The sequence below is a fragment of the Streptomyces sp. NPDC014995 genome (genome assembly GCF_043080745.1).
Lineage (GTDB): Bacteria > Actinomycetota > Actinomycetes > Streptomycetales > Streptomycetaceae > Streptomyces.
The window spans coordinates 201,007-224,112 of the sequence record NZ_JBIBVX010000001.1; the positions used below are offsets into that span (position 1 = coordinate 201,007).

At 71.2% G+C, this 23,106-nt stretch carries 17 protein-coding genes; 3 read left to right on the forward strand and 14 right to left on the reverse strand.

From position 1 onward, the window contains the following. Positions 1-14: 14 nt before the first annotated feature. Positions 15-1,643, reverse strand: a complete 1,629-nt coding sequence (locus ACF1A1_RS00960) for a glycoside hydrolase family 13 protein (protein WP_391644040.1) — start codon at positions 1,641-1,643, stop codon at positions 15-17. A 175-nt stretch (positions 1,644-1,818) separates the two neighbouring features. Continuing rightward, positions 1,819-3,090 carry an ABC transporter substrate-binding protein gene (locus ACF1A1_RS00965; RefSeq protein WP_391644042.1) on the reverse strand — a complete coding sequence of 424 codons (1,272 nt, stop codon included), beginning with the start codon at positions 3,088-3,090 and terminating at the stop codon, positions 1,819-1,821. Between the two features lie 122 nt (positions 3,091-3,212). Here ACF1A1_RS00965 and ACF1A1_RS00970 point away from each other — a divergent pair, with 122 nt between their 5' ends. The 3 genes from ACF1A1_RS00970 to ACF1A1_RS00980 are packed head-to-tail and all read left to right on the forward strand — an operon-like array spanning position 3,213 to position 6,816. Next, a complete protein-coding gene (locus tag ACF1A1_RS00970) occupies positions 3,213-3,728 on the forward strand; it encodes a PadR family transcriptional regulator (protein ID WP_391644044.1) in 516 nt (171 codons plus the stop codon). Further along, the gene (locus ACF1A1_RS00975) at positions 3,725-4,480 is read left to right on the forward strand and encodes an ABC transporter ATP-binding protein (RefSeq protein ID WP_391644046.1); all 756 of its coding nucleotides are present in this window, start codon (positions 3,725-3,727) and stop codon (positions 4,478-4,480) included. Before ACF1A1_RS00970 ends, ACF1A1_RS00975 begins: the two co-directional genes overlap by 4 nt. Positions 4,481-4,533: 53 nt before the next feature. Next, a complete protein-coding gene (locus ACF1A1_RS00980) occupies positions 4,534-6,816 on the forward strand; it encodes an ABC transporter permease (protein WP_391644048.1) in 2,283 nt (760 codons plus the stop codon). A 73-nt stretch (positions 6,817-6,889) separates the two neighbouring features. Here ACF1A1_RS00980 and pgi read toward each other — a convergent pair whose 3' ends face one another. The 12 genes from pgi to uvrC all read right to left on the reverse strand — a co-directional run bounded on the left by pgi (position 6,890) and on the right by uvrC (position 22,834). Continuing rightward, the gene (gene pgi / locus ACF1A1_RS00985) at positions 6,890-8,542 is read right to left on the reverse strand and encodes a glucose-6-phosphate isomerase (RefSeq protein WP_391644050.1); all 1,653 of its coding nucleotides are present in this window, start codon (positions 8,540-8,542) and stop codon (positions 6,890-6,892) included. 72 nt (positions 8,543-8,614) lie between these two features. Continuing rightward, positions 8,615-9,808 (reverse strand): MFS transporter, encoded by a 1,194-nt coding sequence (locus tag ACF1A1_RS00990; protein WP_391645296.1) that lies wholly within the window; start codon positions 9,806-9,808, stop codon positions 8,615-8,617. Between the two features lie 243 nt (positions 9,809-10,051). Next, entirely contained in the window at positions 10,052-10,387 is a 336-nt protein-coding gene (locus ACF1A1_RS00995) for an RNA polymerase-binding protein RbpA (RefSeq protein WP_003957010.1), read from the reverse strand. Positions 10,388-10,597: 210 nt separating this feature from the next. Beyond that, positions 10,598-10,828 (reverse strand): preprotein translocase subunit SecG, encoded by a 231-nt coding sequence (gene secG, locus ACF1A1_RS01000; RefSeq protein WP_391645298.1) that lies wholly within the window; start codon positions 10,826-10,828, stop codon positions 10,598-10,600. Between the two features lie 113 nt (positions 10,829-10,941). Continuing rightward, positions 10,942-11,718: a triose-phosphate isomerase gene (tpiA, locus tag ACF1A1_RS01005; protein ID WP_391644052.1), complete on the reverse strand. Its 777-nt coding sequence runs from the start codon at positions 11,716-11,718 to the stop codon at positions 10,942-10,944. A gap of 5 nt (positions 11,719-11,723) precedes the next feature. Continuing rightward, complete coding sequence (locus ACF1A1_RS01010) at positions 11,724-12,935, reverse strand: phosphoglycerate kinase (RefSeq protein ID WP_391644054.1); 1,212 nt, start codon at positions 12,933-12,935, stop codon at positions 11,724-11,726. A 134-nt stretch (positions 12,936-13,069) separates the two neighbouring features. Beyond that, the gene (gap, locus tag ACF1A1_RS01015) at positions 13,070-14,077 is read right to left on the reverse strand and encodes a type I glyceraldehyde-3-phosphate dehydrogenase (protein ID WP_391644056.1); all 1,008 of its coding nucleotides are present in this window, start codon (positions 14,075-14,077) and stop codon (positions 13,070-13,072) included. A 229-nt stretch (positions 14,078-14,306) separates the two neighbouring features. Further along, entirely contained in the window at positions 14,307-17,264 is a 2,958-nt protein-coding gene (locus ACF1A1_RS01020) for a M14 family zinc carboxypeptidase (protein WP_391644058.1), read from the reverse strand. 218 nt (positions 17,265-17,482) lie between these two features. Then, a complete protein-coding gene (whiA, locus tag ACF1A1_RS01025) occupies positions 17,483-18,472 on the reverse strand; it encodes a DNA-binding protein WhiA (protein WP_391644060.1) in 990 nt (329 codons plus the stop codon). Further along, a complete protein-coding gene (yvcK, locus tag ACF1A1_RS01030; RefSeq protein WP_391644062.1) occupies positions 18,463-19,530 on the reverse strand; it encodes a uridine diphosphate-N-acetylglucosamine-binding protein YvcK in 1,068 nt (355 codons plus the stop codon). The genes whiA and yvcK overlap by 10 nt, the downstream gene beginning before the upstream one ends. Continuing rightward, complete coding sequence (rapZ, locus tag ACF1A1_RS01035; protein WP_391644064.1) at positions 19,527-20,633, reverse strand: RNase adapter RapZ; 1,107 nt, start codon at positions 20,631-20,633, stop codon at positions 19,527-19,529. Before rapZ ends, yvcK begins: the two co-directional genes overlap by 4 nt. Then, entirely contained in the window at positions 20,630-22,834 is a 2,205-nt protein-coding gene (gene uvrC / locus ACF1A1_RS01040) for an excinuclease ABC subunit UvrC (RefSeq protein WP_391644066.1), read from the reverse strand. Before uvrC ends, rapZ begins: the two co-directional genes overlap by 4 nt. Positions 22,835-23,106: the final 272 nt, after the last annotated feature.

The following is a 23,106-nucleotide window of genomic DNA, read 5'->3' on the forward strand; positions in this document are numbered from 1 at the left end:
GGGTTGGCGGAACGTCAGAGGTCGTTGACCCACCAGGCGGCCGTCGAGCCGGGCAGCACCCCGGCCGGGCACGGGCCGCTGGACAGCAGGGGGGTGCCGGAGACCGGCGCCGGTGTGGGCGCCGTGCCGAAGTTGACGGCGCAGACGAGGTCGTCGCCGCGGACGAAGCCGAGGACTCCGGGCGGGGTGTCCAGCCAGCGGAGCGGGCCCTCGCCCAACTGGGGCAGCGCGGAGCGCAGTTGGAGGCCGTCGCGGTACAGGTGCCAGAAGGAGCGGGTGTCGGCGAGGGCCCGCTCGGTGGCGTGCTCGGCGAACCACTCCGGTTGCGGCAGCCACGGCTTGGCGCCCTCGGCGCCGGAGGTGAAGCCGAACGGGGACGCCTGCCCGGACCACGGCAGCGGCACCCGGCAGCCGTCCCGGATCCGGGCACGGCTTCCGGTGCGGCGGAAGATCGGGTCGGTGAGCACGTCGTCGGGCAGGTCGACGACCTCGGGCAGGCCGAGTTCCTCGCCCTGGTAGATGTACGCGGCTCCGGGCAGCGCCAGCATCAGCAGCGCGGCGGCGCGGGCGCGGGCGGCGCCGAGGCCGCTGCCCTCGGTGGCGGGCTCGCCGTAGCGGGTGACGGTGCGGACCTGGTCGTGGTTGTTGAGGACCCAGGTGACCGTGGAGCCGGTGCCGGCGATGTCCTGCATGGCCTCGGAGATGACCTTGCGGAAGGCGTCGGCGTTCCAGGGGGCGCTGAGCAGGTCGAAGAAGAACGCCTGGTGGAGTTCGTCCGGGCGGACGTACTTGGCGTGTTCGCGGGCGGTGGGGACGGACACCTCGCCGACCAGCAGGCGTTCACGGCCGTCGCGGGCGGCGTACTCCTCGCAGACCGACCGCCAGTGCCGCCACACGTCGTGCACCTCGGGCTGGTTCCAGGCGAGCGGGTTGACGGAGTCGCGGGTGCGGGCGTCGGCCTCGGGGTCCGGGGAGTCGGGCAGGTCCGGGTGCTTGAAGAGGCCGGCGGCGACGTCGATGCGGAAGCCGTCGACGCCCCGGTCCAGCCAGAAGCGCAGCACCTGGTCGAAGTGGGCGGCGACCTCGGGGTTGCGCCAGTTCCAGTCCGGCTGTTCGGGCGTGAACATGTGCAGGTACCACTGGCCGGGGCGGCCGTCCGCCTCGGTCACCCGGCTCCAGGCCGGGCCGCCGAACATGGCGTGCCAGTTGTTGGGCGGCTCGCCGCCGTCGGGGCCGCGGCCGTCGGCGAAGTGGAAGCGGGCGCGGGCCGTGCTGCCGGGGGCCGAGGCGAGCGCCTCCTGGAACCAGGGGTGCTCGCTGGAGCAGTGGTTGGGGACGATGTCCAGCAGCACCTTGATGCCGAGCCGCCGGGCGGCCGTCACCAGCAGGTCGAACTCGGCGAGGTCGCCGAAGACCGGGTCGACGTCGCGGTAGTCGGCCACGTCGTAGCCGTGGTCGTGCTGCGGTGAGGGGTAGAAGGGGCTCAGCCAGATCCCGTCGACGCCCAGCTTCTTCAGGTACGGCAGTCCGGCCCTGACCCCGGCGAGATCCCCGATGCCGTCGCCGGTGCTGTCCAGAAAGCTGCGGACGTACACCTGGTAGATCACTGCGTCGCGCCACCAGCGGTGCCTGTTCAAACCCATCGACCTGTCTCTGTGAAGGGCAGCTGTTATGCATGCATGTTAGGTAGGCATGTCGCGAGGGTGTCAATGAACTGAACGGAAACTCCTGAGGGGTTAGCCCGTCATATTCGGACTTATCAGCCCAGATGGAGCCGAGATGAGATGTCGGCGTTACCTAACAAGTAACTACGACTGGCTAGCGGCTGGCGATGGCGTCGAGTTCCCGTGCCAGCCGGCGCACCGCGGCCTCGGGCGTCTCGCGCCCGGTCATCGCGTCGTGCACGACCGCCTGCACCACCAGGCTGACCTGGTCGTAGCGCGGGCTCTTCGGGCGCGGCGCGGCCGCCAGCACGCCGGCGCGCAGGGTCGGCAGATACGGGAACTCCCGCACCAGCTCGGGATCCTCGTACAGCGCGGCGCGTACGGGCGGCAGTGCGCCGTGCGTGAGGACCTGGCGCTGGACGGGCTCACTCGTGAGGTACGCGATCAGGCGCGCCGCCGAGTCGGGGTACCGCGCGTGCGTGCTGACGGCCAGATTGGAACCGCCGAGGACGCTGGTGCCCGGCCCGTCCGGTCCCGGCAGCGGTACGGCGCCGATCTTCCCGGCGACCGGCGAGCCCTTGGCGGACGCGACGACGTACGCGTACGGCCAGTTGCGCAGGAAGAGCAGCCTGCCGTCCTGGAAGGCCTGCTTGGACTCCTCCTCCTTGTACGTCAGCGCAGCCTTCGGGATCCACCCCTCCCGCACTCCGCGCGCGAGGAAGCCGATGCCCTCGCGGGCCGCCGCGGAGTTCACGGTGACCCGCTCGCCCTCGTCCCCGAGGATGGTGCCGCCCGCCGAGTAGACGGCCTCGGCGGCGTTGACGGTGAGGCCCTCGTACGGCAGGAACTGACCGGCGTAACCGTCGAGCCCGTACTTCGGGGCGATGGTCTTCGCGTCCCGCTCCAGTTCGGCCCAGGTGCGCGGGGGCGGCACCCCCTCCTTGGCGAGGACGTCCTTGCGGTAGAGGAGCAGGCCGGCGTTGGTGACGTACGGGACGGCGTACAGCCGTCCGTCATAGGTCGCCGTGTCCACGACCGGCGGCAGGAAGGTCTTCAGCGGGAAGCGGTCGGGGGGCAGCGGGCGGATCCAGCCCGCCGCGGCGAACTCGGAGGTCCAGTTGACGTCGATGTTGAGGACGTCGAAGCGGCTGCGGTCACCGTCGCGCAGGTCGGTGGCCATCTGCGCGTGGGTCTCGTCGGCGGAGTCCGGGAGCTCGACCAGGGTGACCCGCTCGCCGGGGTGGGTGCGGTTCCAGCCCTCGAGGAGAGGGCCGAGATAGCCGGTGAGGTCTCCGGCGGTCGCCAGGGTGAGCGGTCCGCGGCGGCCCGCCGTCCCGTCATCGGCGTGCGCGCCGGAGGCGACATAACCGGTCATGACCACCGCGAGGACGAGAAGGCCCCTACCGGCGGCGTGCATCCACCGCATAGGTTCCTCCCTGTACACCTGGCACCGGGCGCCTTCGCCCGGGGTCGGAGGCCATGTATACCTGTTAGGTATGGGCGATACTAGGGCCTGGAGCACATTACGAGGACAGGAGGACCGCAGTAGTGCGCCTGCCCCTCCTGGCACTCCTCGCCCGCGGCCCCGCCCACGGCTACGAGCTCAAGCAGGACCTTGAGCAACTGCTGGGCTCCGCGTACCCTCAGCCCAACGTCGGCCAGGTCTACGTGACCCTCGGCCGCCTCGAGAAGCAGGGACTGATCGAGGGCGAGGACATCGAGCAGTCCAGCCGGCCCAACAAGAAGGTCTACCACCTCACCGACCGCGGGCGGGAGGCACTGCGGGCCTGGTTCGAGGAGCCCGAGGACGAGCCGCGGGTGCGGGACGAATTCTTCATGAAGCTCGCCCTCGCCCCGCAGACCGGTCTCGCCGACCAGATCGCCCTCATCAACAAGCAGCGGCGCCAGTACCTGAACACCATGCGCAACCTGTCGAAACTGGCCGCCGCCGAGAACCGGGACAACCGCATCGCCCAGCTGCTGATAGAGGGCGCGATGCTGCACCTGCAGGCCGACCTCGACTGGCTGGAGCGGTGTCAGGAAGAGCTGGAGGAACTGGAGTGAACGACAGTCCCCCTCGTGCTCCCGTGCTGCGCGCCCAGAGCCTGGTCAAGACGCACTACGGCGAGGGCGCACCGGCACACGCCGTGCGCGGGGTCGACCTGTCCGTTCGGCAGGGCGAGTTCGTGGCGGTCACCGGCCCGTCCGGCGCCGGGAAGTCGACGCTGCTGCATCTGCTCGGCGGGCTGCAACGGCCGGACAGCGGCAGCCTCTGGCTGGACGGCGAGTGCACGGACACCTACAGCGAGGCGCGCTGGGCGGTCGAGCGCAGGAAGCGCATCGGCATCGTCTTCCAGTTCTTCAACCTGGTGTCGAACCTGTCGGTCGCCGACAACGTCGAGCTGCCCGCGCTGCTCGGCGGGGCCTCCCCCCGGCAGGCGCGCGCCGCGCGGCAGGAACTGCTGACCGAGCTGGGGCTGGCCGGCAAGGAGCGGAGCATGCCGGGCGAGCTGTCCGGCGGTGAGCAGCAGCGGGTCGCGCTGGCCCGGGCCCTGGTCAACCACCCGCCGCTGCTGCTGGCCGACGAGCCCGCCGGCAGCCTCGACAGCAAGGGCACCCGCGAGGTGATGCGGCTGCTGTCCCGCTTCCACCAGCGCGGCCAGACGATCGTGCTGGTCACCCATGACGCCCGACTGGCGAGCGCCGCGGACCGGGTGATCAGCTTCTTCGACGGACGGATAGCCGACGACGCGGAACTGGACGGCACACCCTCGCGCGGAACCGGTATTTCCGGGGTGCTGGAGCTCAAGGACTGACATGCGGGTCTACGACGATCAGGGCGCCCCGCGCGAGCGGAGAGGCTGAGCCCGTGCGAGCCACTCTGCGCTGGGCGCACTCCGATCTGCGCACGCACCGCGGCGAGGCGCTGTTCCTCGTGCTCGCCACCGCGGGCATCGTCGCCTCGCTCCTGCTGGCCACGGCGCTCTTCGGATACGCGACCAACCCCTGGCAGCGGATCTTCACCCAGGCGCGCGGCGCGCACGTGTGGATCCACACCGGCCCGTCCGCCGAAGCGGGGAGGCTGACCACGCTGGACGGCGTCGAATCCGTCGCGGGCCCCTACCCCGTCGCCTCCACCACCCTCACCTCCCGCGGCACCCGCGCCTCCGTCGAACTGCGCGGCACGTCCGAGCGGCCGGCCGTCGGCCGCCCGCTGATCACCTCCGGTCACTGGCTGGACCCCGCCACCCCCGACGGCGTGGTGCTGGAGAGCCGCCTCGCCCGCGCCCTGGTGGCCGGCCCCGGCGACACCCTCACCCTGCCCGGCACCGCCCGGAAACTGACCGTTCTCGGCATCGCCGACAGCGCCGAACCGCGCTACCGCCCGGGCGAGCAGCCCGGGCTCGTCTGGGCACTCCCGTCCGCCGTGCCCAACCCGGACGGCCAGGTGACCGGAGTACGCCTGACCGATCCCGACGACACCGACTACGCCGTCCAGCGCGCCGTCACCGTCCTGGGCGCGGGCGCGATCAGCGAGGTCTCCACCTGGCAGCAGGCCCGCGCGGAGGCACAGGGCGACAACCGGCTGCTCGGGCAGGTGCTGGGCCTGTTCGGCCTGGGCGCGCTGGTCGCCGCCGGACTGGCCGTGCACGGGGCGATCAGCACCCGCATCCGCGGCCACCTGCGGGACATCTCGGTGCTGAAGGCGATCGGCTTCACGCCCGGCCAGGTCGTCCGGGTCTTCCTGCTCCAGCACATCGCCTACGCGCTGCTCGGCGCCGTGGCCGCGGCGGCGCTCACCCAGGCGCTGGGCAGCCGTGTCCCGGGGCGCCTCGGGGACGCGGTCGGCGTGTGGCAGGGGCTGCCCGCGCACACGGTGGCGCTGTTCGCGGTGCCGGTGGGGGCGGTGCTGTTCATCGGCGCGACCACCGGGCTCGCGGCCTGGCGGGCGGGGCGTGTGCCTCCGGTACCGGTGCCGCGGCCGGCGGCTCCGGTGGGCGGACGGCTTTCCGGCGTGGCGCGCCGCGCGCTCGGACTGGGGCTGCCGCCCGCCCTGGTCCTCGGCTGGCACAAGGCGTTCACCAGGCGCCCGCGGTCGCTGGCGACGGTGGCCCGGCTCGCGCTGCCGCTGCTGCTGATCGTGGTCGCGATGAGCGCCTGGACCACCATCGACCGATTCCAGACCAGGCCCGAGCAGATAGGTCTGCCGACCGCGCTCACCGTGCACGCGGACGCCGGCCTCACCGACCGGGACACGCGCGCCCTGCTGGAACGCGACCCCCAGGTCGCCACGGCCTACCCGGGCGTGGAGGTGGCGGCCCTGGTCCCGGGGCAGACGGCCACCATCGCCCTGCGCGGCCTCGGCACCCGCCAGGATCCGTACCCGTACGCCGTGGTCGAGGGCCGCCCCGCGCGCGGCCGCGACGAGGCGGTGGCCGGGCAGGGCCTGCTCGACCTGCTCGACGTGCGGGTCGGCGACTGGGTGCGGATGACCGTGGGCGACCAGCCGCAGATCCTGCACATCGTGGGCCGCAGCATCGAGCCGGAGAACGCCGGCCGGGTCATCTCCACCTCGCTCGACACCCTGCGCGAGAACGACCCCGGGCTCGGCCCGACCCTGTACCAGCTACGGCTGCGCCCCGGCGCCGACCCGCACACGGTCGCCGGCCGGCTGGCCGTGGCCGGACACGGTCACCTGGACGTGCACGCCGCGACGAACCCGGCCGACGGGCTCTCCCCGCTGCGCGGAGTCGTCGTGGGACTGATCGCCGTCCTGGCGCTCATCGGACTCATCGAACTGCTGACCGTGATCGGCGGCACGGTGCGCGAGGGCGAACGGGATGTGCTGGCGCTCAAGGCCGTCGGACTGTCCCCGCGGCAGATCACCGCGATCACCGTCACGGCCACCGGCGGCACCGCCCTGGCCGCGGTCCTCGTCGGCACGGCCCTGGGCACCCCCCTCGCGCACTGGGTGATCGACGCCCAGGGCAGATCGAGCGGCGTCGGCGCCGGGATCGCCCAAGGCCCGTCACCCGCCTTCCTGCTGCTGTTCTGCGCCGCCACGGTACTGGGAGCGACCGCGCTCGCCGCCGTGCCGGCGACCCGTGCCGCCCGCCGCCGTCTCGCGGACACCCTGAGCGCCGTGGCCTGACGGACGACGCCGGGACCGCCGGGGAACTCCGCGGGACGAGGCGGCCGCAGGCCGCCGCGTCCCGCGGCGGCGGTCACCGCCGGCCGCGCAGCTCCCGGTACCTGGCGACCAGCGCCCGCGTGGAGGCGTCCAGGCCGGGTACCTCGGCGCCCTCGGTCAGGGCGGGTTCGACGCGCTTGGCGAGGACCTTGCCGAGCTCCACGCCCCACTGGTCGAAGGAGTCGATGTTCCACACCGCCCCCTGCACGAACACCTTGTGCTCGTAGAGCGCGACGAGCTGGCCGAGCACCGACGGGGTCAGCTCACGGGCGAGGATCGTGGTCGTCGGGTGGTTGCCCTTGAACGTCTTGTGCGCCACCAGCTCGTCCGGCACCCCCTCGGCCCGCACCTCGTCCGGGGTCTTGCCGAAGGCCAGCGCCTGGGTCTGGGCGAAGAAGTTGGCCATCAACAGGTCGTGCTGCGCCCGCAGTTGGCCGCTCAGCTCGGCGACCGGCTCGGCGAAGCCGATGAAGTCCGCCGGGATCAGCTTGGTGCCCTGGTGGATCAACTGGTAGTAGGCGTGCTGACCGTTGGTGCCCGGCGTGCCCCAGACGACGGGACCGGTCTGCCAGTCGACCTCCCTGCCGTCCCGGCCGACGTACTTGCCGTTGGACTCCATGTCGAGCTGCTGGAGGTAGGCGGCGAACTTGGACAGGTAGTGGCTGTAGGGCAGCACCGCGTGCGACTGGGCGTCGTGGAAGTTGCCGTACCAGATGCCCAGCAGGCCGAGCAGCAGCGGCACGTTGGCCTCGGCGGGGGCGGTGCGGAAGTGCTCGTCGACGAGGTGGAAGCCGTCGAGCATCTCGCGGAAGCGGTCCGGGCCGATGGCGATCATCAGGGAGAGGCCGATCGCCGAGTCGTAGGAGTAACGCCCGCCGACCCAGTCCCAGAACTCGAACATGTTGGCCGTGTCGATGCCGAAGTCGGCGACCTTCTCCGCGTTGGTCGACAGCGCGACGAAGTGCCTGGCGACGGCGGCCTCGTCGCCGAGCGCGTCCAGCAGCCAGCCGCGGGCCGAGGTGGCGTTGGTGATGGTCTCGATGGTGGTGAAGGTCTTGGACGCGATGATGAACAGCGTCTCGGCCGGGTCCAGGTCCCGGGTCGCCTCGTGCAGGTCGGCACCGTCCACGTTGGAGACGAAGCGGACGGTGAGGTCGCGGTCGGTGTAGCTGCGCAGCACCTCGTAGGCCATGGCCGGGCCCAGGTCGGAGCCGCCGATGCCGATGTTGATCACGTTCTTGATGCGCTTGCCGGTGTGGCCGGTCCAGGCGCCGGAGCGGACCCGGCCGGCGAAGTCGGCCATCTTGTCGAGGACGGCGTGCACCGCGGGGACGACGTTCTCCCCGTCGACCTCGATCACCGCGTCGCGCGGGGCGCGCAGGGCGGTGTGCAGCACGGCGCGGTTCTCGGTGGTGTTGATCCTCTCGCCGCGGAACATGGCGTCCCGCAGGCCGAAGACATCGGTGGCGGCGGCCAGCTCGCGCAGCAGCCGCAGCGTCTCGTCGGTGACGAGGTGCTTGGAGTAGTCGATGTGCAGGTCGCCGACCTGCATCGTGTACCCGCTGCCGCGCCCGGGGTCGGCGGCGAACAGCTCGCGCAGCTGCACCTCGCCGAGTTCCTCGCGGTGCTTGGCCAGAGCGGTCCACTCGGGCGTCTGGTTGAGCCTCGTACGGCCGTCTGCGTTCATGTCGGACCCAGCCCTCTTTTCTCACCTGTCCGTGCTGCGCACCTTGTCCGCTGCGGGTCCCAACCTAATTGATCAGCCCGTGACGTGAGCCGCGGTGGGACCGTCCTGCGGTGCAACAACGGATACGTCCGCCCTGCCCGCCGGTATCAGCGAGATGACGGCCAGGGCGAACAGCAGGGCCGCGAGCAGCGCGGGCGCGTTCAGGCCGAGGGCTGCCGCCACGGTTCCGCCGAGCAGGGCGCCGAGCGGGGCACCGGAGGTGGAGGCCGTACGGAAGGCGGAGGAGATGCGGCCCACCATGGCCTCGGGACTGCGTTGCTGCATCAGCGTGACCTGGTGGACATTCCACACCATGTTCATGACGCCGAGCAGCAGCATGCCCGCGAGGAGGGCGCCGAGATGGCGGACGCCGCCGATGAGCAGCAGGGATGCCGTCTGGACGGTGCCGCCGAGCAGCAGGGCCCGGGCCCGCCCGGTGCGCCGGGCGATCCGCTGGGCGACGAACCCGCCGGCGAGGCTGCCGACGGCGTACACCGTCATGGCGGCGGCGAAGCCGCTGCTGCCCGCGCGCAGCCAGTGCGTCACATGGAGCACGAGGGTGGCGATCAGGGCGCCCATGCCGATGTTGCAGAGCAGGGTGGCCAGGCAGACGGGCCGCAGGACACGGTCGCGCCACAGCGCGCGCAGCCCTGCGCCGATCTCCGCCCGCAGGGTGCTGCCCGCGGGGCGCGGCTCCCGCTCGGGCGGGTGTGTCCGCAGCGAGGCGACCAGGGCGGCGGCCAGCAGATAGGTGACCGCGTCCGCCGCGAACGGCAGGAAGGCGCCGACGCCGAACAGCAGCGGCACGACCGGCGCGGCCGACAGGCCACCGGCGAGTTGCTGGCCGGTCATGAGCCGGGCGTTGGCCCCGCCCAGGGCCGTGCGTGCCACCAGGGACGGCAGCAGTGCCGTGGCGGCGTTGTCGAAGAGGGTCTGGAGCGTGGTCAGCAGGAAGGCGAGGGCGAGCAGCAGCGGGATCGAGGCGTGCCCGAGGGCGACGGTGAGCGCGAAGGCGGCCACGAGCAGACCGCGCACGGTGTCCACGGCCCACATCGCGCGCCGCTGGTCCACCCGGTCGGCGACGGCCCCGCCGAGCAGGCCGAACAGTAACCAGGGGAGGTAGGCGCAGGCGGTCACGGAGGCGATGACCAGGGGGTTGTCCGTGAGCCGCACGGCGAGCAGGGGCAGCGCGGTCGTCCGTAACGCGTCCCCGAACCGCGAGATCACGGCGGCGCTCCACAGTCGCCCGAAGCCACCGCGCCATGCGGGCGCGCCGCCGTCCGCCCTGCCGACCGCTGCCACAACTCCCCCTCCCGGTTCGCCGGTTCGTCCTCGCCACGGGAAGCGCGACGAGGACCACTTCGAAAACCGTAGAGGGCACCACTGACAATCGGTCCGGAGACGGCCGGCCACCGGGGCGCGAAACAGCTCCGGCCAGGCGCCCGCGGGCACCCGGCCGGTTCTCAACTCCTAGATTTCGCCCCGCAGTTTGGCGAGCGCCTCGGCGAGGATCGCCTCGCCGTCCGCGTCGCTGCGCCGCTCCCGCACATAGGCGAGGTGCGTCTTGTAGGGCTCGGTGCGCGGCGGGTCCGGCGGGTTGTCCCGGTCCTGGCCGGCCGGGAAGCCGCAGCGCGGGCAGTCCCAGGTATCGGGCACCTGTGCGTCGCTGGCGAAGCTGGGCTGCGTCTCGTGCCCGTTGGAGCACCAGAAGGAGATGCGCAGACGCGGCGCGGACTCGCCGCGCTCGGCCTCGCCCATCGGCCCCGCCCCGACCCGGCTTCCTCGGATCGCGTTGCCACTTGCCACGGTCGTAACTCCCTGCGTGATGGTGCCGCAAAGCGAGTCGGCGTTTCGCTTCGCTGCGAGCGCCTCAGTCTACGTAAGGCCCAACGCGCGTCCAGTGATTGGAGTTACAGCCCCCACACCTAGACGCAAGCCCCATGATAGGCCGCGCTCAGCTGCGCGTACCCAACATGGGGCCTTACGTGCGGAATGTGCGTTTGTGTGCGTCGCTGATCAGCTGTTCGTCTTCATCATGATGCCGAGGACCAGGATGCACGCCAACCAGAGCAGACCGACCACGACGGTGATGCGGTCGAGGTTGCGCTCGGCGACCGAGGAGCCGCCGACGGAGGACTGCATGCCGCCACCGAACATGTCGGAGAGGCCGCCGCCCTTCCCCTTGTGCATCAGCACCAGCAGCATCAGCAGCAGGCTGAAGACGATCAGGGCGATCGAGAACCCCAAAACCACGGCTGGACCAACTTCCTCGGATTCGGATAACGACGGGGGCACAGCGACAGGGCTGTGCCCCCGCAAGGGTACGACGGATCGCGTCTACCGCATACTCACAGCTCGGATCACTGGTCGCGGAAGCGCACGATCTTGACGAACTCCTCGGGGTCCAGCGAGGCCCCGCCCACCAGCGCGCCGTCGATGTCGGCCTGCGCCATGATCTCGGCGACGTTGCCGGACTTCACGGAGCCGCCGTACTGGATGCGGACCTTGTCGGCGACGTCCTGGGAGTACAGCTCGGCGATCTTGCCGCGGATGGCGGCGCAGACCTCCTGCGCGTCGTCGGCTCCGCAGACCTTGCCGGTGCCGATGGCCCACACGGGCTCGTAGGCGATCACGATCGTCTCGGCCTGCTCGGCCGGGAGGTCCTTCAGACCGCCCTCGACCTGGGCGAGGGTGTGCGCGACGTGGTTGCCCGCCTCGCGGACGTCGAGCTCCTCGCCGACGCACAGGATCGGGGTCAGGCCGTGCTTGTAGGCGGCCTTGACCTTGGCGTTCACCAGCTCGTCGGTCTCGCCGTGGTACTGGCGGCGCTCGGAGTGGCCGATCGCGACGTACGTGCACCTCAGCTTGGCCAGCATCGGGCCGGAGATCTCGCCGGTGTAGGCGCCGGAGTCGTGCGCGGAGATGTCCTGGGCGCCGTACTTGATCTTCAGCTTGTCGTGCTCGACCAGCGTCTGCACGGAGCGCAGGTCGGTGAAGGGCGGCAGGACGGCGACCTCGACGGCGTCGTAGTCCTTGTCCGCCAGGGCGAAGGCGAGCTTCTGGGTGTGGGCGATGGCCTCGAGGTGGTTGAGGTTCATCTTCCAGTTGCCCGCCATCAGCGGCGTGCGCGTGCTCATCTAGGTCAGTCCTCCAGTGCGGCGAGGCCGGGGAGCGTCTTGCCCTCGAGGTACTCGAGGGAGGCGCCGCCGCCGGTCGAGATGTGGCCGAATGCGTCCTCGTCGAAGCCCAGGATGCGGACGGCGGCGGCGGAGTCGCCGCCGCCGACGACCGTGAAGGCCGGGGAGTCGATGAGGGCCTGGGCGACCGCCTTGGTGCCCTCGGCGTAGTCGGGGTGCTCGAAGACACCCATCGGGCCGTTCCAGAAGACGGTGGCCGCGTCGGCGAGCTTCGAGGCGTACAGCTTGCGGGTCTGCGGGCCGATGTCCAGGCCCTCCTGGTCGGCGGGGATCGCGTCCGCGGCGACGACCGTGGGGTTGGCCGGGGCCTTCGTCTTCAGGTCCGGGAACTCGGTGGAGACCAGGACGTCGACGGGCAGGACCAGCTCGACGCCGGTCTTCTCCGCGCGCGCGATGTACTCCTGGACGGCCGGGACCTGGTCCTCCTGGAGGAGGGAGATGCCGACCTCGTGGCCCTTGGCCTTGAGGAAGGTGTAGGCCATGCCGCCGCCGATGAGGAGGCGGTCGGCCTTGCCGAGCAGCTCGTCGATGACGGCGAGCTTGTCGGAGACCTTGGCGCCGCCCAGGGCGACGACGTAGGGGCGCCTGACGTCCTCGGTGAGCTTCTTCAGGACGCCGACCTCGGTGGCGATGAGGAAGCCGGCGGCGTGCGGCAGGCGGGCCGGGAGGTCGTACACGGAGGCGTGCTTGCGGTGCACCGCGCCGAAGCCGTCGCCGACGTAGACGTCGGCGAGTCCGGCGAGCTGGTCGGCGAAGGCGGCGCGCTCGGCGTCGTCCTTGGCCGTCTCGCCCGGGTTGAAGCGCAGGTTCTCGATGACGGCGACCTGGCCGTCGCCCAGGGCCGCGACGGTGGAGCGGGCGGACTCGCCGACCGTGTCGGTCGCGAAGGCGACGGCGGAGCCGAGGAGTTCACCGAGGCGGGAGGCGGCGGGGGCGAGGGAGAAGGCGGGGTCCGGGGCGCCCTTGGGGCGGCCCAGGTGGGAGGCGACGACCACCCTGGCACCCGCGTCCGCGAGGGCCTTGACGGTCGGCAGCACGGCGCGGATGCGGCCGTCGTCGGTGATGGTGCCGCTGTCGAGCGGCACGTTGAGGTCGGCGCGGACGAAGACCCGCTTACCGGCCACGCCTTCGGAGAGGAGTTCGTCGATCGTCTTCATGTAAAGGGCTCCCGGGAGGGCTGGTGTTGCTCCGTGATCGTAGAGAGGGTCGATCCGTACGTGACTCAGGGCCCGGGCGACGCGTCCCTGCGCCGTCCGGGCCCTGCCTCACATCGAGGTGTCCGCTCTGTTGATCAGAGCTGGTTGCCGACGAAGACCGTCAGGTCGACGAGGCGGTTGGAGTAGCCCCACTCGTTGTCGTACCAGCCGATGACCTTCACGTTCTTGCCCTCCTGGACCATGGTCAGGGAGGAGTCGAAGGTGCAGGACGCCGGGGCGTTGACGATGTCGGAGGAGACGATCGGGTCCTCGGTGTACTCGAGGATGCCCTTGAGCTCGCCCTCGGCCGCCTTCTGGAAGGCGGCGTTGACCTCTTCCTTGGTGACCTCGCGGCTGAGCTCCAGCACCAGGTCGGTGACCGAGCCGGTGGGAACCGGGACGCGCATGGCGATGCCGTCCAGCTTGCCCTTGAGCTGCGGCAGGACCAGTGCGGTGGCCTTGGCGGCACCGGTGGTGGTCGGGATGATGTTCTCGGCGGCGGCACGGGCGCGGCGCAGGTCCTTGTGCGGGAAGTCCAGGATGCGCTGGTCGTTCGTGTACGCGTGCACCGTCGTCATCAGGCCCTTGACGATGCCGAAGTTCTCGTCGAGGACCTTGGCCATCGGCGCCACACAGTTGGTGGTGCAGGAGGCGTTGGAGATGACGTGGTGGTTGGCGGCGTCGTACTTGTCCTGGTTGACGCCCATCACGATGGTGACGTCCTCATCCGTGGCCGGGGCCGAGATGATGACCTTCTTGGCGCCGCCGGCGAGGTGCTTCGCGGCGTCGGCCTTCTTGGTGAAGATACCGGTGGACTCGATGACGATGTCGACGCCCAGCTCGCCCCACGGAATGTCGGCGGGGTTGCGCTCGGAGAGGACCTTGATGGTCCTGTCGTCGACGGTGATCGTGTCGGCGGTGTGCGAGACCTCCTGCTTCAGGCGGCCCAGGATGGTGTCGTACTTGAGCAGATGAGCGGTGGTCGCGGTGTCACCCAGGTCGTTGACAGCCACGATCTCGATGTCAGCACCCTGCTCCAGTAGCGCGCGGAAGTAGTTACGACCGATGCGGCCAAAGCCGTTGATGCCTACGCGGATCGTCACGAACCGATCTCCTCGTTGGTACGCCGGCCATGCGGTGCCGGCGAGCTGTATTTGGGATGTCCCCGACCACCCCCGACCCTACCTCTCCGAGACGCCCGGGGTGACATCGAGTCGCCCCATACACGGCAGGACGGTCCGTACCCGCCAGTAGGGGTACGGACCGCCCTGGCTTGAAGGGCCGGTCACTCGTTCTGATCACATCGGGTCGCGCGGTGTTGACCTCAGCGTGTCACTCGTCAAGTGAGGCGAGTGCCTTTCCGATGAGCGCGTTGCGGTCGGCCGCCGCGGCCACGTGTTCCAGGCCGAAGCCCAGCAGCACGGTGTCGTCCGTGGTGACCGACGCGTACGTCTGGAAGAGCGCGCCGGAGCGTGCCCAGTCCTTGACGACCGCGGGGCTGCCCGCGGGCGGGCCGGGGACGCTCCAGGCGCCCAGCGACGTCTCGAAGCCCTCGGTCTCGATCGCGGTGCCGCCGATCACGAGGGACGCGTTGTCGACGAGGACGCCGCGGCCGCCGGAGCCGGGGTCGGTGATGTAGGAGAGTGCCAGCTCGACGGTCTTCCCGGCGTACGCGGAGAGGTCGAAGGACACCTCCTGCCAGCCGGCCGAGGCTCCGGTGAAGCTGTTCCAGGAGCCGCTGGTGCCGGTGGGCGCGCAGGCGCCGCCGGAGAGCGTCAGGTACCGCTGGAGGGCGGGGTGGGACTGGATGAAGTAGCCCGCCTCGCACTCGACGGGTACGGCGGTGCCGGTGGCGCCGCCCGCCTCGGGGAGCGTGGTCCAGTCGTCGGCCCCGGCGGTGTGCGCCTCCAGGACGGCGTGGTCGTACCCCTCCTCCGTGTTCCACAGCATGCGGGTGCGCAGGGCCGGCTTGTCGGTCGCGCTCACCCCGGTGAGGTCGATGGTGCGGGTGAGGCGGTTCCAGGCGTAGTCGCTGTGCGTGACGGCGGCCATGGACGTGCCCTCGTAGGGGCCGTACGGATTGGCGGTGCCGGGGTAGCGGCCCGCGCCCGCGCCCGCGAACTGCGGGAACGTCGCCTCGGGCAGTGCCTCGGAGGTGAGGCTGTAGGACCCGGCCTGGTTCAGCGGGTTGCCGGGCGCGGCGCCCAGGGGACCGCCCGTGCCGGCGAGTGCGCCGGTGCCCTCGAAGGCGGTGGCGCCGGACAGGGACGTCCGGGTGTAGGCGCCCAGGTAGTACTGGCTGAAGTCGTTGGACGGGGTGCCGTCGCCGAGGTCGACGTTGCCACCGGCCAGCTCGCCCGCCTCGATCAGCTTGCCGCCCTCGTTGAGGAAGGCGCGCAGCTCCAGCTGGGTCGGGTTGCCGGGGACACTCGCGCCCGTGTAGTGGACGACCGTGCCGAAGTGGCCGAGCACGCCGAGCGCGTCCGGCGGGCCCTGGGTGGCGACGTCCCAGACGATCGCCCTGCGGCCGTTCGCCTTCAGCGCGTCGACGTAGGTCCGCGCCTGTGTGGCGGCCGTGCCCTCCTCGGCGACGACGAGGGTGTCGGCCCGGGGCCGCTCGGCGATGGTGTAGGTGAAGTGCTCGCTGGAGACCTTCTTGCCGCCCGGTGTCTCGCCGGTGAACCACACCTCGACCTTGTCGCCCGGTTCGCCGTCCTGCACCTTGGCCCGGTACTCGTCGAAGTAGAGGTTGTCCTCACCGCCGTAGGTCTCGCCGCCCTTCCACGGCCTGAGCGCCTGGTCGTACGTGCGGCCGCCGTTGACGCGGTACTTGAGCTCCTTGTCGCGCAGCGCCTTGCGGGCGACGACGGAGACCTCCTGGTCGGCGCCGCGGGAGTACGACGTGGTGAAGCCGGCCGGGGTGAAGTCGGCCGCGGTCAGGCCGACCGAGGACTTCGGCCGGTCGGGGCGGGCAGCGCTCTCGGCGACCGAGAGCGCGAACGGGACGTTCTTCTCGAACTCCTGCTGGATCAGCTTCTCGTCGTCCGGGAAGTTGAAGACCGACTGGCAGTCGGCCGCGTTCCACTGGTCGTCCGGGTCGAGGTTCGAGATCGTCTGACAGGTCGACATCTCGGGGGTGAACATCGCCGTGCCGTTGACGTTGGCCGCGTGACCGTCGGCCTCGCCGTTGGTGGTGTACAGCTCCGAGGAGACCTGCGGGTGGTAACCGGGGATCGCGGAGTTGTCCGGGGTGCCGGCCAGCGCCTTGTAGAGGACGTCGTCCGGGGTGTCCGTCGCGACCTGCCAGCCGACGCCGTAGAGGAGGAGTTCGGCGGCGGAGTGGTAGTTGATGCCGTACTCGAAGCCGATGCGCTTCTGGAACGCGTCCAGCGCCTTGGTCTCGGGCTCGGAGTTCGGGCCCGCGCCGCGGTAGGTCTGGCTGGTGGGGTGGGGGGACGAACCCTCGTCGTCGTAGCCCCACTTGTAGGCGAAGTTGCGGTTGAGGTCGACGCCGTCGCCGGTGGAGATCACGCCGTCGTCGTTGACGTCCCGCAGGTTCTTGCGCCACAGGCGGTTGTCGGTGTTCTCGAAGGTGTAGTCGTAGCCGTCGGGATTGGCCGACAGGACGAACCACAGCTCGGTGGTGTCGACGAGCTTCCTGATCCGCTGGTCCGTCCGGTAGTTGTCCAGGTAGTGGTGGAGCAGCCGGCGGGTCATCTCCGGGGTGATCCACTCGCGCGCGTGCTGGTTGGACAGGTACAGCACGGACGGCTTGGAGCCGTCCTTGGTCTTCTTCGCGTTCTTGGTGAGCTTGAGCGCGAGGATGTCCTGGCCGTTGATCGTCTTGCCGATGGAGACGACCTTGGTGAGGCCGGGGTTCTCCTGACCGGTGCGGAGGATCTCCTCCTTCAGCCCGCCCTTGCCGCTGTAGGGGCGGAACACCCCGTCGGCGGCGGCCTCGACGCGGTCCTCGGCCTTGGCGGACAGGGTGTGCTCGGTGAGCGGTACGCCCTGCTTCTCGAGTTTCTTCGCCTGGTCGTCGGTGAGGTAGACCTCGATGGTGGCGGTGCCCTGTTCGGGCGCCTGCTCACTGAGTTCGTGACCGTCCTGACCTGCCGCCAGCAGCAGGGGTACCTGCTGCTTGGTGACCTCGGCGCGGAAGACCTTGACCTCGTCCGCGTCGGATGTCCCGGACGAACCTCCGGGCTGTGCCTGGGCGATGGGTGCGATGCTCGCTCCGCCGATCAGGAGCGCGCCGACAGCGAGGATCGATCTCGCTCTACGTCTCATGAACCCCCCTAGCGTGGGTCCGCCACAGCAGCGAACACAAGCCAGGCTCATGACACTTCATGATCGAGTCAAGAGTGCCTCAAGTACGGGGAATTGGGGTCAAGGGACGGGAAAAACGCCGGTGCCGACGGCCCAGGAGGGCGTCGGCACCGGCGTGTTGACGAACCGGGTGGGGGTCTGGGCGGGCTGACGGTCCTTTACTTCGCGGACCCGCCGGCTCAGCCCGCCAGGTTGTCGGCGAGCTCCTCGCTGAGGTTGGCCTCGGTGCCCGGGATGCCGAGGTCGGAGGCCCGCTTGTCGGCCATCGCCAGCAGCCGGCGGATACGGCCGGCGACCGCGTCCTTGGTCAGCGGCGGGTCGGCGAGCGCGCCCAGCTCCTCCAGGGAGGCCTGCTTGTGCTCCATGCGGAGCCGGCCGGCGGCCGCGAGGTGCTCGGGGACCTCGTCGCCGAGGATCTCCAGGGCCCGCTGGACCCGGGCACCGGCGGCGACGGCCGCGCGGGCGGAGCGGCGCAGGTTGGCGTCGTCGAAGTTGGCGAGACGGTTCGCCGTGGCGCGCACCTCGCGGCGCATCCGGCGCTCCTCCCAGGCCAGCACCGACTCGTGGGCGCCGAGGCGGGTGAGCAGGGCGCCGATGGCGTCGCCGTCGCGCACCACGACCCGGTCGACCCCGCGCACCTCACGGGCCTTGGCGCCGATGGACAGGCGGCGGGCGGCACCGACGAGGGCGAGCGCGGCCTCGGGGCCGGGGCAGGTGACCTCGAGGGAGGAGGACCGGCCGGGCTCGGTGAGCGAGCCGTGCGCCAGGAAGGCCCCGCGCCAGGCCGCCTCGGCGTCGCAGGTGGCCCCCGAGACCACCTGCGGGGGCAGGCCCCGGATCGGCCGTCCCCGGCCGTCCACCAGGCCGGTCTGACGGGCCAGCTGGTCACCGCCCGCGACGACGCGCACGACATAGCGCGAGCCGCGGCGCAGGCCGCCGGGCGCCATCACGATCAGCTCCGAGCTGTGGCCGAAGATCTCCAGGACGTCCCGCTTGAGTCTGCGGGCCGCCATCGCGGTGTCCAGCTCCGCCTCGATCACGATGCGCCCGCTCACCAGGTGGAGGCCGCCGGCGAACCGCAGGATGGCGGAGACCTCCGCCTTCCTGCAGCAGGTCCGGGTGACGGGGAGCCGGGAGATCTCATCCTTCACCGCTGCCGTCATCGCCATGGGCCGATCCTTCCATGCATCCGAAAAATACGGTCGTACGCGGCGGCCAGCAGCTCCGGATCATGTCGCGGAGTTCCGTCGGGCCGGGCCACCGGCGCCAGCTCGACCGCGGCCCCGAACCGCTTGGCGGCGTCGGTCAGCGAGTCGCGGTCAGGCACGGCGGCCTCGTCGGCCAGCACCACGTCCAGGGCGAGTTTAGGGGCGTGTCGTCCCAAAACCTCCAAATGACGCTGCGGGGAGAAGCCCTCGGTTTCTCCCGGCTGCGGCGCCAGGTTCAGGGAGAGTACCCGGCGTGCCTTCGTCTCCGTGAGGGCGTCCAGCAGTTCGGGCACCAGCAGGTGCGGGATGACCGAGGAGAACCAGGAGCCGGGACCCAGCACCACCCAGTCGGCGTCCAGGACGGCCTCCACCGCCTCCGGGACGGCCGGCGGGTCGTGCGGCACGAGGTGCACGGACTGCACCTCGCCGGGCGTCAGCGCGACGGTCGCCTGCCCGCGCACGATGTCGACGTCCTCGGGTCGGGCCGGGTCGTGCCCCTTGACCAGCGCCTGGAGCTCCAGGGGCACCGCGGACATGGGCAGCACGCGCCCCTGCGCGCCGAGGAGCTTGCCGACCAGGTCCAGCGCCTGGACGTGGTCGCCGAGCTGCTCCCACAGGGCGACGATCAGCAGGTTGCCGACCGCGTGGCCGTTGATCTCGCCCTGTGACTGGAAGCGGTGCTGGATGACCCGGGCCCAGGTCTGGCCCCAGTCGTCGTCGCCGCACAGCGCGGCCAGCGCCTTGCGCAGGTCACCGGGCGGCAGCACGCCCAGCTCGTCGCGCAGGCGCCCGCTGGAACCGCCGTCGTCGGCCACCGTGACGACGCCGGTGAGGTCACCGGTGATCCGGCGCAGCGCGGCGAGCGAGGCCGACAGGCCCATGCCGCCGCCGAGGGCGACGACCTTGGGCTGGGTGCCGCGGCGGCGCGGTTTGCCGCCCCGGGCCTCGACCGGCCGGCTCACGCGCCCCTCCGGCGCCGTCCTGCGCAGCCGGCCCAGCCGCGGAGTACGTCCTGTCATTCCCGTCCCATGTCCCGGTGCACGACCACCGTCTCCACGCCCTCGGCCGCGAGGCGCGCGGCGAGCTTCTCCGACATCGCGACCGAGCGGTGCTTGCCACCCGTACAGCCGACCGCGATGGTCACATAGCGCTTGCCCTCCCGGCGGTAGCCCCCGGCGATCAGCTGGAGGAGCTCCGCGTACCGGTCGAGGAACTCCTTGGCCCCGGGCTGGTTGAGGACGTAGGTGGCCACCTCCTCGTTCAGGCCGGTGTAGGGGCGCAGCTCCGGAACCCAGTGCGGGTTGGGCAGGAAGCGCATGTCCACGACCAGGTCGGCGTCGACGGGGAGGCCGTACTTGAAGCCGAAGGACATGACGGTGGCCCGCAGCTCGGGCTCCTCCTCGCCCGCGAACTGGGCGTCCATCTTGGCGCGCAGCTCGTGCACGTTGAGGCTGGAGGTGTCGATCACCAGGTCGGCGTCGCCGCGCAGCTCGCGCAGCAGCTCGCGCTCGGCGGCGATGCCGTCGACGATGCGGCCGTCGCCCTGGAGGGGGTGCGGGCGGCGCACCGACTCGAAGCGGCGCACCAGGGCGTCGTCGGAGGACTCCAGGAAGACGATCCGCCGGGTGACGTTCTTCGCCGCGAGGTCGGCGAGGGACTCGCGGAGGTTGTCGAAGAAGCGCCGGCCGCGGACGTCGACGACGACGGCGATCCGCGCCACATTGCCCTGGGAACGGGCGCCGAGCTCCACCATGGTGGGGATCAGGGCCGGCGGGAGGTTGTCGACGACGAACCAGCCGAGGTCCTCCAGACACTTGGCGGCCGTCGACCGGCCCGCCCCGGACATGCCGGAAATGATCACCAGCTCGGGGATGGCCGCCTCGGGGATACCGGGCGGTGTGGCGTCCGTACTCACCTGTGCTCCGTCTTCATGGCCTGCGGTGTGCTCGGCGCTGTCGGGGCCCGTGTCGGGCCCGGCGGCGTCGTGGCGTGTGTCGTCGCGCCGGGTGGAATCCTCGCCGATGTCCCTCGGCGCCTGCTGGGACACTGCTGTGGGCGCCTGATCCCGGTCGGCTGTGGGCTGATCCCGGTCGGCTGTGTGCTGTGCGTCGTGCTCGGTCATGTCTCCTGCCCCCGTCGTTCTTCCGGGGCGCCCGCGGTGACGGGCTCCCCGGGGGAGCCCGCCGTCGTGTCGGGCTCCTCCTCATCCATGATCTCTCCAGTCGCCGTGTTGACGGCGGGTGCGGGCGGAGCCGCCTGGGCGAGGGCCGCGACGATCGTCTCGGCCGTCTTGCGGCCTATGCCCGGTACATCGCAGATCTGGTCGATCGTCGCGGAGCGCAGCTTCTTCACCGAACCGAAGTGCTTGATCAGCGCCTGCTTGCGGGTCTCGCCGAGGCCCGGTACGTCGTCCAGGGGGCTGGAGCGGAACCGCTTGGCGCGCTTGGTGCGCTGGTAGGTGATGGCGAAGCGGTGGGCCTCGTCGCGGACGCGCTGGAGCAGGTAGAGGCCCTCGCTCGTGCGGGGCAGCACGACCGGGTCGTCGTCGTCCGGCAGCCAGACCTCCTCCAGGCGCTTGGCGAGGCCGCAGACGGCGATGTCGTCGATGCCCAGCTCGTCCAGGGCGCGCTTGGCGGCGGCAACCTGCGGCTGTCCGCCGTCGACGACGACGAGCTGCGGAGGGTAGGCGAAGCGCTTGGGGCGGCCGTCGTCGTCCTTGAGGGCGTCGGTGAGGGGAGCCTCGGACACGCCGGCGGCCTCGTCGAAGGACGTGGCGGCCGAGCCGTTCGTGGGTGTGGCCGGGGAGCCGCCGGTGGGTGCCGCCGGGGAACCACCGGTGGGGGAGGTCGCGGAGCCAGCGGTGGGGGAGGTCGGGGAACCTGCGGTGGGGGCGGGCTCGCCGTCGGTCCACTCCCCCGTCCGCTCCTTCTCGGCGAGGTAGCGCCGGAAGCGGCGGGTGATCACCTCGTGCATGGAGCGGACGTCGTCCTGGCCCTCGAAGCCCTTGATCTGGAAGCGCCGGTACTCGCTCTTGCGCTGGAGGCCGTCCTCGAAGACGACCATGGAGGCCACGACGTCGTCGCCCTGGAGGTGCGAGATGTCGTAGCACTCGATCCTGAGCGGCGCGCTGTCCAGGTCGAGGGCCTCGGCGATCTCCTCCAGGGCACGCGAGCGTGTGGTCAGGTCGGAAGCGCGCTTGGTCTTGTGCAGCACGAGCGCGTGCTGGGCGTTGCGCTCGACGGTCTCCATGAGGGCCCGCTTGTCGCCGCGCTGCGGGACGCGCAGCGAGACGGCCGAGCCGCGGCGACCGGTGAGCCACTCCTGGACCGGCTCCACCGGGTCGGGCAGGGCGGGGACCAGGACCTCCTTGGGGACGGCGTCTCCGGTCTCCTCGCCGTAGAGCTGCTGGAGGGCGTGCTCCACGAGGGCGCCGGTGGTGATGTCCTCGACCTTGTCGGTGACCCAGCCGCGCTGGCCGCGCACGCGTCCGCCGCGCACGTGGAAGATCTGGACGGCCGCCTCCAGCTCGTCCTCGGCGACCGCGATCAGGTCGGCGTCGGTCGCGTCCGCGAGCACGACCGCGTTCTTCTCCATGGCCTTCTTCAGGGCCTCGATGTCGTCGCGCAGGCGGGCGGCCCGCTCGTACTCCATCTCCTCGGCCGCCTCCATCATCTGCTTCTCCAGACGACGCAGGTACGTGCCGGTACGGCCGGTCATGAAGTCGCAGAACTCGTCGGCCAGTTCCCAGTGGTCGTCGGGCGAGATCCGGCCGACGCAGGGCGCGGAGCACTTGCCGATGTAGCCGAGCAGGCAGGGGCGGCCCGTGCGGGCGGCGTTCTTGAAGACGCCGGCGGAGCAGGTGCGCACCGGGAAGACGCGCAGGAGGAGGTCGACGGTGTCGCGGATCGCCCACGCGTGCGCGTACGGCCCGAAGTACCGGACCCCCTTCTTCTTGTGGCCTCGCATCACCTGCACGCGCGGGAACTCCTCGTTCATCGTCACCGCGAGGTACGGGTAGCTCTTGTCGTCGCGGTACTTGACGTTGAACCGGGGGTCGTACTCCTTGATCCAGGAGTACTCCAGCTGGAGCGCCTCCACCTCCGTGGACACCACCGTCCACTCCACGGACGCGGCCGTGGTGACCATCGTGCGCGTGCGCGGGTGGAGGCCCGCGAGGTCCTGGAAGTAGTTCGCCAGGCGCTGGCGCAGGCTCTTCGCCTTTCCGACGTAGATCACCCGGCGGTGCTCGTCGCGGAACCTGTAGACCCCGGGCGAGTCCGGGATCGATCCCGGCTTGGGGCGGTAGCTGGAGGGGTCGGCCATGTCTCACACCCTACTGGCGCGGAGTGACACTCCGGCGGGGCTGTGGACAACCACGGGGCGGTGTCCGGGGCGGAGGTGCGCACGGCCGACGGGACTGTGGACAACGGGCGGGTGCGGGGTGAGGTGATGATCGTTCGGAGAGGTGTTGGAGCGGCTGTGCGGGGGGCTGGGAGATCGGGTCGATCGGCGCGGGAGTCCGTGTGGGGGCAGGCCGGTCGGCGTGGGGGCTGGGGGGAGGTCCGGGCTCGGGGTTGGTTGGCTTCGGGGGCCTG